Origin of the sequence: Aerophototrophica crusticola (genome assembly GCF_012913305.1) — a bacterium.
Lineage (GTDB): Bacteria > Pseudomonadota > Alphaproteobacteria > Azospirillales > Azospirillaceae > Niveispirillum > Niveispirillum crusticola.
Map to the genome: position 1 here is coordinate 2,627,341 of NZ_CP051775.1, position 11,656 is coordinate 2,638,996.

The window sequence follows — 11,656 nt, forward strand, 5'->3', positions numbered from 1 at the left end:
GGCCCGCGTCACCTAAATTTAACATCAGCCGCGGACGAAGGACCCGCCCCCCTTCACCGCACCATGGCGTCGTGGGCCGCCATCACGGCCGCCGTGACCAGGTCGTTGGCCGTGGCGCCCATCTGGACCACCTGCACCGGCTTGTCCGTGCCGATCAGCAAGGGGCCCACCAGGGTGCCGCCGCCGAACTTCTGCAGCAGCTTGGCACCGATGTTGGCGGCATGCAGCGCCGGCATGATCAGCACGTTGGCCGGCCCGGACAGGCGGCAGAACGGGTAGAGCCGCTTCATCAGCTCATGGTCCAGGGCCACGTCGGCGGACATCTCCCCGTCGAACTCGAAGTCGGGGTTCCGTGCGCCCAGCAGGGCCACCGCGTCGCGCACATGGGCGGCGCGGTCGCGCATTGGCTGGCCGAAGTTGCTGAAGGACAGGAAGGCCACCCGCGGCTCGTGCCCCATCTGCCGGGCGGTGCGGGCCGCCTGGATGGCGATGTCCACCAGCTGCTCCGAGGTGGGCCGCTCATGCACCGTGGTGTCGGCGATGAACACGGTGCGCGCCCGGGTCGCCAGCACCGACAGGCCGAAGACCAGATGGCCGGGGGTAGGGTCGATCACCCGCTCGATGTCCTCGAAACTGACGGAGAAGCTGCGGGTCAGGCCGGTGACCATGGCGTCCGCGTCTCCGCTGGCCACCATGCAGGCGGCGAAGACGTTGCGGTTCTGGTTCACCATGCGCTGGCAGTCGCGGAACAGGTGTCCGCGGCGTTGCAGGCGCTGGTACAGGAACTGCCCGTACCGTTCGTTGTGGCGGGACAGGCGGGCGTTCCAGACCTCCAGCGGCTCCAGGTTGGCCAGGCCCATGGCCTCCATCCGCTCCCGCACCACCTCCTCCCGGGCCACCAGGATGGGGGTGCCGAAGCCGGCGGCGCGGTAGGCGATGGCGGCGCGGATGGCCCGCTCCTCCTCGCCCTCGGCGAAGACCACCCGCTTGGGCGCGGCCTTCACCTTCTCGAAGATCAGTTGCAGCGAGTCGGAGGTGGGATCCAGGCGGAGCCGCAAGCTGCGGCGGTAGGCGTCCATGTCCACGATGGGCTTGCGGGCCACGCCGCTGTCCATGGCCGCCTGGGCCACCGCCGCCGGGATGGTGACGATCAGGCGGGGGTCGAAGGGCACGGGGATGATGTATTCCGGCCCGTACCGCAGGCGCCGGCCGGCATAGGCGGCGTCCACCTCATCCGGCACGTCCTCCCGCGCCAGGGCGGCCAGGGCCTTGGCCGCGGCGATCTTCATGGCGTCGTTGATGGTGCTGGCCCGCACGTCCAGGGCGCCGCGGAAGATGTAGGGGAAGCCGAGGACGTTGTTCACCTGGTTCGGGTAGTCGCTGCGCCCCGTGGCCACGATGGCGTCGCCGCGCACCTCCCGCACCTGCTCCGGCGTCACCTCCGGGTCGGGGTTGGCCAGGGCGAAGATGATGGGGTTGGCGGCCATGGAGCGCACCATGTCCGGCGTGACCGCCCCCTTCACCGACAGGCCGACGAACACGTCCGCCCCCTTCATGGCGTCGGCCAGGGTGCGGGCGTCCGTGTGGACGGCGTGGGCCGACTTCCATTGGTTCATGCCCTCGGTCCGGCCCTTCCAGACCACGCCCTTGGTGTCGCACAGGGTGATGTTGGCGGGCGGGAAGCCCATGGCCTTGAACAGCTCGGCACAGGCGATGGCGGCGGCCCCGGCGCCGTTGATCACCATCTTGCTCTGCTGGATGTCGCGGCCCGTCAGCTCCAGCGCGTTGAACAGGCCGGCGGCGGCGATGATGGCCGTGCCGTGCTGGTCGTCATGGAAGACGGGGATGTCCATGATCTCCCGCAGGCGCTGCTCGATGATGAAGCAGTCGGGCGCCTTGATGTCCTCCAGGTTGATGCCGCCGAAGCTGGGGCCCAGGAAGCGGACGCAGTTGATGAACTCGTCCACGTCGCGGGTGTCCACCTCCAGGTCCAACCCGTCCACGTCGGCGAAGCGCTTGAACAGGACGGCCTTGCCCTCCATGACCGGCTTCGACGCCAGGGCGCCCAGATCGCCCAGGCCCAGCACGGCGGTGCCGTTGCTGATAACCGCCACGATGTTGCCCTTGGCGGTGTAGTCATAGGCGGTGCTGGGGTCCTGGTGGATGCGCAGGCAAGGGGCAGCCACCCCGGGCGAGTAGGCCAGGGACAGGTCGCGCTGGGTGCCCATCGGCTTGGTCGGCGTCACCTCCAGCTTGCCGGGCCGCCCGCTGCTGTGCAGCAGCAGGGCCTCTTCGTCGGTGACGCGCGTGTCGGTACCGGCCATTCCCCCCAACTCCCCTTGTTACGCTGACATGCCCCCGGGCTGTGCGGGCCGGCATGGTAAACGAGGCGGGGCCGCCACCGCTAGGCTTGCCGAGGCGTGCGGCGTTAAGCACCCATCCGCTGGTTGGGAAAGCGGTGCGCGCTTCCCCCCACCCCCGCGATGGCCTACAAAGGCGGGCGACAAGCCGGGCGGACGACCCGGCGGCGGCAACCATCGCCCCAGGGAGGTTCCCACCCCATGCCCATGCCGAAGCTGTTCCAGGGCAAGCTCGCCCTGCCCGTGATCGCCTCCCCCATGTTCATCGTCAGCTACCCGGAGCTGGTGGTCGCGGAGTGCAAGGCCGGCATCGTCGGCACCTTCCCCAGCCTGAACGCCCGGCCCATCGAGCTGCTGGACCAGTGGCTGGGCCAGGTGACGGAGGAGCTTGCCGCCTACGCCGCCGCCAACCCGGACAAGCCGGTGGCGCCGTTCGGGGTGAACCTGATCGTGCACAAGTCCAACGGCCGCCTGATGGACGACCTCGCCCTTGTCGTGAAGCACAAGGTGCCGCTGGTCATCACGTCGGTCGGCGCGCCGACCCAGATCGTTGAGGCGGTGCATTCCTATGGCGGGCTGGTCTTTCACGATGTGACCAACGTGAAGCACGCCAAGAAGGCGCTGGAGGCGGGCGTTGACGGGCTGATCCTGGTCTGCGCCGGTGCCGGCGGCCATGCCGGCACCCTGTCGCCCTTCGCCCTGCTGCCGGAGGTGCGGGCGTTCTTCGACGGACCCATCGTGCTGGCGGGCTCCATGTCGTCCGGCGCCGCAATCCGCGCGGCGGAGGTGATGGGGGCGGACTTCGCCTACATGGGCACCCGCTTCATCGCCACGGCGGAGGCGAACGCCAGCCCGGCCTACAAGCAGATGATCGTGGACGGCGCGGCGGCGGACATCGTCTATACCCCGTCTTCAGCGGCATCCCCGGCAACTACCTGGCCCACAGCGTCATCGCCAACGGCATCGACCCCAGCCAGATCAGCGCCGCCGTGGGCAAGCCCAACGTGTCCGACTGGGACAACCCGTCCAAGAAGGCCTGGAAGGACATCTGGTCCGCCGGCCAGGGCATCGGCACCATCCATGACGTGCCCACCGTGCAGGAGCTGGTGGACCGGCTGGCGGCGGAGTACCGCGCCGCGGCCGAGCGGCCGGTGTTCGGCTGAACTCCCCCTCTCCCCACCGGGGAGAGGGTCGGGGTGAGGGGGTGCCGGGAGCAGGGAAACCTAGGCCTACGCTCCCCCCTTCATCCGGCGCCACCCTCTCCCGGGGCTGAGGGCCCTCAAGCCGCCCACGCCTCCCGGTACAGCGCCACGATCTGCTGGGCGTCGGGTACCCGCGGGTTGTTGCCCGGGCTGCCCGACGCTATGGCCTGCTCAGCCATGGTGGCCAGCAGGCCGTTCCAGCGGGCCTCGTCGATGCCATAGGCCTTGGGTCCCGGCACCTTCAGGTCGGCGTTAAGGTCCCGCAGCGCGTCCAGCAGGGCAAGGCCGGCGGCCTCGTCCGGCATCCCCTCCCCCACGGCGCCCATGGCCCGGGCGCAATCGGCATAGCGGGCCTCCGCCGCCGGCAGGCTGAAGGCGGTGACCGCCGGCAGCAGCATGGCGTTGGACAGGCCGTGCGGCACGTGGAAGAAGGCGCCGATGGGCCGGCTCATCCCGTGCACCAGGGCGACGGAGGCGTTGGAGAAGGCCATCCCCGCCAGGGTGGCGCCCAGCATCATGGCTTCCCGCGCCGCCCGGTTGCCCGGCTCGGCACAGGCGGCGCGGATGTTCGGGGCGATCTTGCGGATGGCGGCCAGGGCCATGCTGTCGGAGAAGGGGTTCGCCTTGCGGCTGACATAGGCCTCGATGGCGTGGGTCAGGGCGTCGATGCCCGTGTCCGCCGTCAGCCGCAGCGGGCAGGTCAAGGTCAGCTCATAGTCCACGATGGCGGCGGTGGGCACCAGCATGGGCCCGGCGATCAGCATCTTCTCATCCGTGCCCGTGTCGGTCACCACGGTGAAGCGCGTCACCTCCGAGCCCGTGCCCGCCGTCGTCGGGATGGCCAGCAGGGGCACGCCCGCCTTGGGGATGGGGTTGGGCACCTTGTAGGACCGCAGTTCGCCCCCGTTGGCGGCCAGGATGCCCATGGCCTTGGCCGTGTCGATGGGGGACCCGCCGCCCAGCGCCACCATGCTGTCGAAGCCGCCGGACAGCAGCCGTTCCGTGCCTGCGGCCACCACGTCGGTGGTGGGGTCCGGCACCGTGTCGGCGAAGACGTCGAAGGCCATGCCCGCCTGGCGCAGGGGGGCCAGCACCTTTTCCACCGTGCCGCTGTCACGCATCCAGGGGTCGGTCACCACCAGGGGCCTGGAGCAGCCCAGCCGGGCCAGCACCTCGGCCACGCGGGCCACGGCGCCGCCGCCGACCTCCATGATGCGGGGGGTGAGGATGGTGGCGATCATGGTGCTTCCTCCCGGGTTTGCTCTTGGCTGTTGGCGCCCAGGGTAACCATCGCGGCGGCCAGGGCAAGGGTGCAACGGCCCAGGTGGCCTTCCTCAAGCGCCGGCGCCGCATCCGCGGCTTGGCTTTCGCCCGCATCGGCGGGCGCGGCGGCAGTCGCCGCCGGACCATGTCCCCGGTGGCCGGAAACATGGTCTAGCCGTGGGCACGCCCTGCCCCTATGCTGCGGCGACTTTCCCAGGGGAACCCAACAGAGATGACCACCGACCTGTTCGAGGCGGCCCGCGCCGTGCGGGAAAAAGCCCACGCCCCCTATTCCCGCTTCAAGGTGGGCGCCGCCATCCGCACCCAGTCCGGCGCCGTCTTCGCCGGCTGCAACGTGGAGAATGCCGCCTACCCCCAGGGCCAGTGCGCCGAGGCCAGCGCCATCGGCATGATGGTGGCCGCCGGTGAGGGCCGCATCGCCGAGATCACGGTGGTGGGCGGGGAGGCCGGGTCCGGCATCCTCTGCACCCCCTGCGGCGGCTGCCGCCAGCGCATCCGGGAGTTCGCGTCCCCCGACACCCCCATCCATGTCTTCGACGCCGGGGGCCAGGGCCAGCGCTTCACCCTGGCGGAGCTGCTGCCCCACAGCTTCGGCCCGGACAACCTTGGCTTCTGACCTTTATTCCGACTCTGGAACGACCAATGACCGATCATTCCGCCTCCGAAATCGCGACCGCCCGCCGCGCCCTGCCGTTGCTGGACCTGACCAGCCTGAACGATGGGGACGATGCCGACAGTACCGCAGCCCTGTGCCGCCGCGCCGTCACCCCGGCCGGGTCCGTGGCCGCGGTCTGCCTCTGGCCGCAGTTCGTGCCCCAGGCCAAGGGCCTGCTGGCCGGGTCGGGCGTGAAGGTGGCCACGGTGGTGAACTTCCCCGGCGGCAGCTTCCCGGCGGAGAAGGTGGCCGCCCAGATCGCCGCCGCCCTGGCCGACGGGGCGGATGAGATCGATGTCGTGATGAACTATGCCGACGTCTACCAGGGCAGCGGCACCCGCGCCCTGGAGCACCTGAAGGCCTGCCGGGAGGCCTGCGGCCCCACCACCATGAAGGTGATCCTGGAAACGGGCGCCCTGGCCAAGCCGGTGCTGGTGGAGCGGGCGGCCGCCATCGCGGTGGAAGCCGGGGCGGACTTCCTGAAGACCTCCACCGGCAAGGTCCCGGTGGGCGCCACCCCCGGCGCCGCCCGCATCCTGCTGCAGGCCTGCAAGGACGCCGGCCTCCCTGTGGGCTTCAAGGCATCCGGCGGAATTCGCGATGTGACCGGTGCGGCCGAGTACCTGGCCCTGGCGGACGAAATCTGCGGCCCCGGCTGGGCCAGCCCTGCCACCTTCCGCTTCGGCGCCTCCGGCCTGCTGGACGCGCTGCTGGCCGTGCTGGGCCACGGCAAGCCCGGCGTGGCGCCCAGCAGCGGGTATTGAGGTCCTGCGCCGTCCCGGCCTGGATTGTCAGGCCGGGACCGGTGCCGGAAACCGTTCCTTGAAGGTGAAGGCGACCGGGGTGGGCCCGTGCCGGTCCAAATGGTCCAGGCGCTCCCGCGCTTCCGCCAGGGTGGGCTCATGCCCCGCGGGCACCCACCACAGGGCCATGTAGGCCCCTTCGTGCCTGGCGAACCATTCCCGTCGGCCACGCATCACGCCGGTGTGGTCGGCTTGGCGGTAGGTGAAGTCGAACAGGGCTTCCACGCTCTCCCACACCGACATGTTGACGATCACCTCCGGGTCGGGGAAGGGCCGCAGGCTGGTGGCGTCGTTGCCATCGCCCTTCAGCCGCCAGACGAAGCCCGGCGCCGACTCCGCCATGGCGTTCACCATGTCCAGGCGGGAGGTGAAGCCGAGGAGTTGAGGGCTGTCGATGGGGGCCAGCAGCTTGGCGATGTTGACCTGCGCGAGGTGGTACATGGTCTTGGCTTTCCCGCCAGGGGTGTGGGTGCAAGCCATTTCACCGGCGGTCAGGGTGCGACGCAAGCGGCAGCTTGACCTGGGGACATGTTCCCCGATCTTCTGCGCACCCCCATCGGCCCCTCCCCATTAGAGAGTGCGCCCCATGCCCTACGGTTCCCTGCGTGAGTTCATCGAGCGGCTGGAAAAGGCCGGAAGGCTGGTCCGGGTGCGGGAGCCGGTGTCCACCCACCTGGAGATGACGGAGATCCACACCCGCCTGCTGGCGGAGGGCGGGCCGGCCGTGCTGTTCGAGAACGTCATCAAGGCGGACGGGACCCGCAGCGAGATGCCCGTCCTGATCAACCTGTTCGGCACGGTGGAGCGGGTGGCCTGGGGCATGGACCGGGAGCCGAACGAGCTGCGCCAGGTGGGGGAGACGCTGGCCTTCCTGAAGCAACCGGAACCGCCCCGCGGCCTGCGGGAGGCGTTCGACCTGCTGCCCCTGGCCAAGACCGTGCTGGCCATGCGTCCCGGCAACGTGTCCCGCGCGCCCTGCCAGGAGGTGGTGCTGACCGGGGACCAGATCGACCTTTCCCGCCTGCCCGTGCAGGGCTGCTGGCCGGGGGAGCCGGCGCCGCTGATCACCTGGCCCCTGGTGGTCACGAAGGGCCCCAGCGACAAGCGGGAGGACAATTACAACCTCGGCATCTACCGCATGCAGGTGCTGGGGCGGGACAAGACCATCATGCGCTGGCTGAAACACCGCGGCGGCGCCCAGCACCACCAGCGCTGGAAGGGTGCGGGCAAGCGCGAGCCCCTGCCCGCCGCCGCCGTCCTCGGCGCCGACCCCGGCACCATCCTGGCCGCCGTGACGCCCGTGCCGGACACGCTGAGCGAGTACCAGTTCGCCGGCCTGCTGCGCGGGAAAAAGGTGGATTTGGTGGACTGCAAGACCGTGCCCCTGAAGGTGCCGGCCAACGCGGAGATCGTGCTGGAGGGCTACGTGTCCCTGGACGAGTACGCGGACGAGGGGCCGTACGGCGACCACACCGGCTATTACAACAGCGTGGAGCCCTTCCCCGTGTTCAACGTCACGGCCATCACCATGCGCCGCGACCCCATCTACCTCTCCACCTTCACCGGCCGCCCGCCGGACGAGCCGAGCGTGCTGGGGGAGGCGCTGAACGAGGTGTTCATCCCCCTGCTCCAGCAGCAATTCCCGGAGATCGTGGATTTCTGGCTGCCGCCGGAGGGCTGTTCCTACCGCATCGCCGTGGTCAGCATGAAGAAGGCCTACCCGGGCCACGCCAAGCGCGTGATGATGGGCGTCTGGTCCTTCCTGCGGCAGTTCATGTACACCAAGTGGGTCATCGTCGTGGACGACGACATCAATGCCCGCGACTGGAAGGACGTCATGTGGGCCATGTCCACCCGCATGGACCCCGCCCGCGACATCACCGTGATCGAGGGCACCCCATCGACTACCTGGACTTCGCCAGCCCCGAATCCGGCCTGGGCGGCAAGGTCGGCCTGGACGCCACCAACAAGCTGCCGCCAGAGACCCACCGCGAATGGGGCGTGAAGCTGCGGATGGAGCAGGAGGTGGTGGACCGGGTGACGGAGCGCTGGGGGAAGCTGGGCTTGCCGGGGAGCGGGAAGGCGATCTGGTAGTGTGGTAATCTGGGCCGTCAGCGAGAAGCATATCCCATGATCGGCCCTACCCCGCCCATCCACCCCGGTGAAATCCTCACCGAGGAGTTCCTGAAGCCGATGGGCCTCACGGCGTCGGCGCTCGCCAGGACTTGCAAGGCTTCCCGTACCCGGATTGAGCGGTTTGCCCTGGGGCAGACACCGGTCACAGGTGACCTCGCCCTCCGCCTTGGCAGGGTATTCCGGACCGGTCCGGAGTTCTGGATGAACCTCCAGGCGCTGCACGACCTCACCGAGGTGGCGGCCATCGTGCATGACCTTGACGGCATTGAGCCCTTGGTCCCAGCCTGACAGGCTGACCAACCCAAGGAGCCCCCATGCCCCCCGCCCCCGTCGCCACCATCCGCGTGACCCTTCCCACCCACCGCGGCCTGCCGGGGGAGAAGGATGTCCGCCAGGACCTGTCGGTGGTGGAACCGGTGGGGGACAGCCTGTTCGTGGCGTCGGATGAGACGGCGACCATCGAGCGGCTGACCCGGCAGAAGGACGGGACCTATGGCGACCATGTGCCGGAGCGGCTGAGCGCCTTCTTCGACCTGCCCCTGGCGACCGAAGAGGACGTGGCCGCCGGGGAGGCGGATGAGGCGGCCGAGCGGGGCGAGGTGGACATCGAGGGCTTCGGCTATGACGACAGCACCGGCTATGTCTGGGTCACCGGCTCCATGAGCCTGGCCCGCCGCCGGCCCAAGCCGGACGAGCATGACGACGCCGCCTGCCTGGAGCGGCTGACCACCGTCCGCCGCGACCCCAACCGTTACCTGCTGGGCCGCATCCCCTGCGTGCCCTCCGGCAAGGGCGGGGAGTACGACTTGGTCAAGGAGGGCAAGGGCAAGGACGGCAAGACCCTGACCGCCGCCTGCCTGAAGATGTCCGGCAAGGGCGGCAACCCCCTGACCAAGGCCCTGGCGGAGGATGAGCATATCGGCCGCTTCCTGGAGGTGCCGGCCAAGGAGAACGGCTTCGACATCGAGGGGCTGGCGGCCTATGGCGACCGGGTCTGGCTGGGCCTGCGCGGCCCCGTGCTGCGCGGCTGGGCCACGATCATCGAGGTGAAGCTGACGGAGAAGAAGGGTCGGCTGAAGCTGGACGAGTGCGGGCCGGACGGCGCGCCCTACCGCAAGCACTTCCTCGACCTGGACGGGCTGGGCATCCGGGACATGAAGCGGCAGGGGGACGATTTGCTGATCCTGGCCGGCCCGACCATGGACCTGGACGGGCCGGTGTTCATCTATCGCTGGCCGGGCGCCGTCAAATCCACGGAACAGATGCTGGTCAGCCGGAAGGAGCTGGTGCGGGTGACGGACATCCCCCACGGCATCGGCTTCGACCATGCGGAGGGCATCGCCCTGCTGCCCCGGCCCGACGGCCCGCCCCGGCTGCTGGTGGCCTATGACAACCCCGGGGAGGGCCGGCTGCGCGGCGGCGACGGGGTGGATCTGGACCTGTTCGACCTGCCCTGAGGCACCGGGCCCGTTCAGTGCCGGTCGGACGCGGCTTCCGGGGCCGGCTGGGCCACCGGGGGCCGCGGGGCCTCCTGCGCCTTGGCATGGCCGGCGCGCATCGGCGCGGACAGGATGGCGGCCAGGATCAGGGCCAGCAGCAGCAAGGCCTGGAAGGCCACCGTCGTGCGGTGCTTGGTCATGGGCGCGTCCTCCCGTCGGGCTGGAACAATCGTTCGAGGGGCAGGAGACCAGCGGTTCGTGTCCGAAACATGTCCGCCCCTGGGCGGTTTTTGTCTGGATCGTTACGCTGGAACCCTGTGTCGCGGATGCAACGTTTCGCCGCCCGCCACCCTTTTACGGATCGCCCAGCCTGATCCTGCCGACCAGCGCGAAAGATCGGTCAGGGTTGGGCCCCAGGACCACGATCTCTCCCGAGGAAGGCACAGCCCCGGTCAAGGCCGTGATATTTACCTGGTGCGTGACCATCACCAGCGTGCCCCTGCCGTCCCAGGCCTTCATATGGTCACGCACGGCCGCCGTGCGGGCCGGCTCCTCCCCCCGGTCCTCGAAGAAGCTGTCCAGCGGCGGGAAGGGCGTCACCGTGCCGAAGGCGAGCCGCGCCGTCTCCAGGCAGCGGCACCAGCGGCTGGACAGCACCGCCGACACCGCCACCCCCTCCGCCCGCAACCGCTCCCCCAGTGCCCGGGCCTGGGCGCGGCCCTGTTCGGACAGGTTGCGCTGGGTGGAGCAGTCGTCCAGCTTGAAGCCGGACGGGTCGCCGATTCCCGGCGCCAGGGCATGGCGGATCACGGCCACGCCGCCGCCCCGGCGCAGCACCTCCCAGGCCTTCGCCTCATCCTGGGCTTGGGCCGGCGCCGCCAGCAGTAGGGCAAGTATCAGCAGGACCAGCCGCGCCATGGGCACCTCCCTCGCCATCCGCCAGGAAAGCTAGGGCGGCCTGTCCCCAGGGGAAGCGCCTCACCCCGCCCGGCGGAGCACCAGGGCGAAGTCCCCGGCCCGGGGTGCCGGGGCCATGCGGGCCATGGCGCGCTTCAGGCGGGACCCGCCGGCCTCTTCCGGCAAGGGCCCGGGCTGCCAGGGCAGGCTGTGGTCGGCCACTGGTTCCAGCCCCAGCCGCCGGGCCGCCTCCCGCGCCACTTGGGGCGTCAGGCCGGGCGGCGGCTTCTCCCCCGGCACCAGCGGCGCCAGACCACGGCGGGGTGGCTGTCATCCGTGCCCAGCACCACGATACGCCCGCCCGGCGCCAGCCGCCGCAGCGCCCCGCCCAGGTCGCGGGACAGGCCGCGCAGGCCGCCGATGGCCTGGACCAGCACCAGGTCGAAGGCCTGGGGCGGCACCTGGTCCACCCGGAAGGCCACGGCCGTGCCCACGGTGAAGTGCAGCCGCCCCAACCCCTGCCGGACACTGGCCAGCCGGGCGCGGCAGACATCCTCCACGTCAGGCGCCACGCCGATGCCCAGGCCCAGGTCCGGCGCCAGCCCCAGCAGTACCTGGCCCGTGCCGCAGCCCACATGCAGCAGGCTTGGTCGCCCGGGCCCGCACAGGCTTCGCAGCAACGCCACCTGGGCCGCCAGGGCGCGGGCGCCGGGGTCGTCGGGCGATCCGCCATCCCCTACCCCGCGGCGGCGGGCGGGGGCAGGCGGCGGGGGGAGGTGTGACGGGGCGAGGGTCATGGCCGCACAACAGGGCCGCAGGGGCGCGGTTCCTTCATGGAAGCAGACGGTTGCCCCGAGGGAACCACCGCCCGACCGGGGGG

Annotated in this window: 12 protein-coding genes and 1 pseudogene; 6 read left to right on the forward strand and 7 right to left on the reverse strand. The window is 70.5% G+C overall.

Annotation, left to right across the window (positions count from 1 at the left end):
- Positions 1–53: 53 nt before the first annotated feature.
- Positions 54–2,324, reverse strand: coding sequence for an NADP-dependent malic enzyme (locus HHL28_RS12860; RefSeq protein ID WP_075771702.1), 2,271 nt, complete (start codon positions 2,322–2,324; stop codon positions 54–56).
- A gap of 237 nt (positions 2,325–2,561) precedes the next feature.
- Between HHL28_RS12860 and HHL28_RS12865 the strand changes: the two genes are divergently transcribed.
- Positions 2,562–3,560 (forward strand): nitronate monooxygenase, encoded by a 999-nt coding sequence (locus tag HHL28_RS12865; protein ID WP_404325706.1) that lies wholly within the window; start codon positions 2,562–2,564, stop codon positions 3,558–3,560.
- 79 nt (positions 3,561–3,639) lie between these two features.
- Here the strand turns inward: HHL28_RS12865 and HHL28_RS12870 are convergent, their stop codons facing one another.
- Positions 3,640–4,803: an iron-containing alcohol dehydrogenase gene (locus HHL28_RS12870; RefSeq protein WP_075771700.1), complete on the reverse strand. Its 1,164-nt coding sequence runs from the start codon at positions 4,801–4,803 to the stop codon at positions 3,640–3,642.
- A gap of 254 nt (positions 4,804–5,057) precedes the next feature.
- Here HHL28_RS12870 and cdd point away from each other — a divergent pair, with 254 nt between their 5' ends.
- A complete protein-coding gene (gene cdd / locus HHL28_RS12875) occupies positions 5,058–5,462 on the forward strand; it encodes a cytidine deaminase (protein ID WP_075771699.1) in 405 nt (134 codons plus the stop codon).
- Between the two features lie 26 nt (positions 5,463–5,488).
- On the forward strand, positions 5,489–6,265 hold the full coding sequence (deoC, locus tag HHL28_RS12880) for a deoxyribose-phosphate aldolase (protein WP_075771698.1): 777 nt from the start codon (positions 5,489–5,491) through the stop codon (positions 6,263–6,265).
- A gap of 27 nt (positions 6,266–6,292) precedes the next feature.
- Here deoC and HHL28_RS12885 read toward each other — a convergent pair whose 3' ends face one another.
- The gene (locus tag HHL28_RS12885; protein WP_075771697.1) at positions 6,293–6,745 is read right to left on the reverse strand and encodes a DUF3291 domain-containing protein; all 453 of its coding nucleotides are present in this window, start codon (positions 6,743–6,745) and stop codon (positions 6,293–6,295) included.
- A gap of 145 nt (positions 6,746–6,890) precedes the next feature.
- On the opposite strand from HHL28_RS12885, the pseudogene HHL28_RS12890 reads away from it, so the two are divergent.
- The 3 genes and pseudogenes from HHL28_RS12890 to HHL28_RS12900 all read left to right on the forward strand — a co-directional run bounded on the left by HHL28_RS12890 (position 6,891) and on the right by HHL28_RS12900 (position 9,897).
- Positions 6,891–8,398: pseudogene (locus HHL28_RS12890) on the forward strand (UbiD family decarboxylase).
- A 36-nt stretch (positions 8,399–8,434) separates the two neighbouring features.
- A complete protein-coding gene (locus tag HHL28_RS12895) occupies positions 8,435–8,728 on the forward strand; it encodes a HigA family addiction module antitoxin (protein ID WP_075771695.1) in 294 nt (97 codons plus the stop codon).
- Positions 8,729–8,754: 26 nt separating this feature from the next.
- Positions 8,755–9,897 carry a DUF3616 domain-containing protein gene (locus HHL28_RS12900; RefSeq protein ID WP_083699194.1) on the forward strand — a complete coding sequence of 381 codons (1,143 nt, stop codon included), beginning with the start codon at positions 8,755–8,757 and terminating at the stop codon, positions 9,895–9,897.
- 14 nt (positions 9,898–9,911) lie between these two features.
- Here the strand turns inward: HHL28_RS12900 and HHL28_RS12905 are convergent, their stop codons facing one another.
- From HHL28_RS12905 to HHL28_RS12920, 4 genes are all read right to left on the reverse strand, one after another.
- Complete coding sequence (locus HHL28_RS12905) at positions 9,912–10,079, reverse strand: hypothetical protein (RefSeq protein ID WP_169655244.1); 168 nt, start codon at positions 10,077–10,079, stop codon at positions 9,912–9,914.
- A gap of 154 nt (positions 10,080–10,233) precedes the next feature.
- A complete protein-coding gene (locus HHL28_RS12910; RefSeq protein ID WP_075771694.1) occupies positions 10,234–10,797 on the reverse strand; it encodes a histidine phosphatase family protein in 564 nt (187 codons plus the stop codon).
- Between the two features lie 60 nt (positions 10,798–10,857).
- Positions 10,858–11,076, reverse strand: a complete 219-nt coding sequence (locus HHL28_RS12915; RefSeq protein ID WP_169655246.1) for a hypothetical protein — start codon at positions 11,074–11,076, stop codon at positions 10,858–10,860.
- A complete protein-coding gene (locus tag HHL28_RS12920; protein ID WP_169655248.1) occupies positions 11,046–11,573 on the reverse strand; it encodes a class I SAM-dependent methyltransferase in 528 nt (175 codons plus the stop codon). The genes HHL28_RS12915 and HHL28_RS12920 overlap by 31 nt, the downstream gene beginning before the upstream one ends.
- Between the last annotated feature and the right edge of the window lie 83 nt (positions 11,574–11,656).

Coding starts and splice junctions, on each gene's coding strand:
- HHL28_RS12870 (WP_075771700.1), bottom strand. CDS start 4,803: ATGATCGCCACCATCCTCACCCCCCGCATCATGGAGGTCGGCGGCGGC.
- HHL28_RS12900 (WP_083699194.1), top strand. CDS start 8,755: ATGCCCCCCGCCCCCGTCGCCACCATCCGCGTGACCCTTCCCACCCAC.
- HHL28_RS12885 (WP_075771697.1), bottom strand. CDS start 6,745: ATGTACCACCTCGCGCAGGTCAACATCGCCAAGCTGCTGGCCCCCATC.
- deoC (WP_075771698.1), top strand. CDS start 5,489: ATGACCGATCATTCCGCCTCCGAAATCGCGACCGCCCGCCGCGCCCTG.
- HHL28_RS12905 (WP_169655244.1), bottom strand. CDS start 10,079: ATGACCAAGCACCGCACGACGGTGGCCTTCCAGGCCTTGCTGCTGCTG.
- HHL28_RS12860 (WP_075771702.1), bottom strand. CDS start 2,324: ATGGCCGGTACCGACACGCGCGTCACCGACGAAGAGGCCCTGCTGCTG.
- HHL28_RS12920 (WP_169655248.1), bottom strand. CDS start 11,573: ATGACCCTCGCCCCGTCACACCTCCCCCCGCCGCCTGCCCCCGCCCGC.
- cdd (WP_075771699.1), top strand. CDS start 5,058: ATGACCACCGACCTGTTCGAGGCGGCCCGCGCCGTGCGGGAAAAAGCC.
- HHL28_RS12865 (WP_404325706.1), top strand. CDS start 2,562: ATGCCCATGCCGAAGCTGTTCCAGGGCAAGCTCGCCCTGCCCGTGATC.
- HHL28_RS12910 (WP_075771694.1), bottom strand. CDS start 10,797: ATGGCGCGGCTGGTCCTGCTGATACTTGCCCTACTGCTGGCGGCGCCG.
- HHL28_RS12895 (WP_075771695.1), top strand. CDS start 8,435: ATGATCGGCCCTACCCCGCCCATCCACCCCGGTGAAATCCTCACCGAG.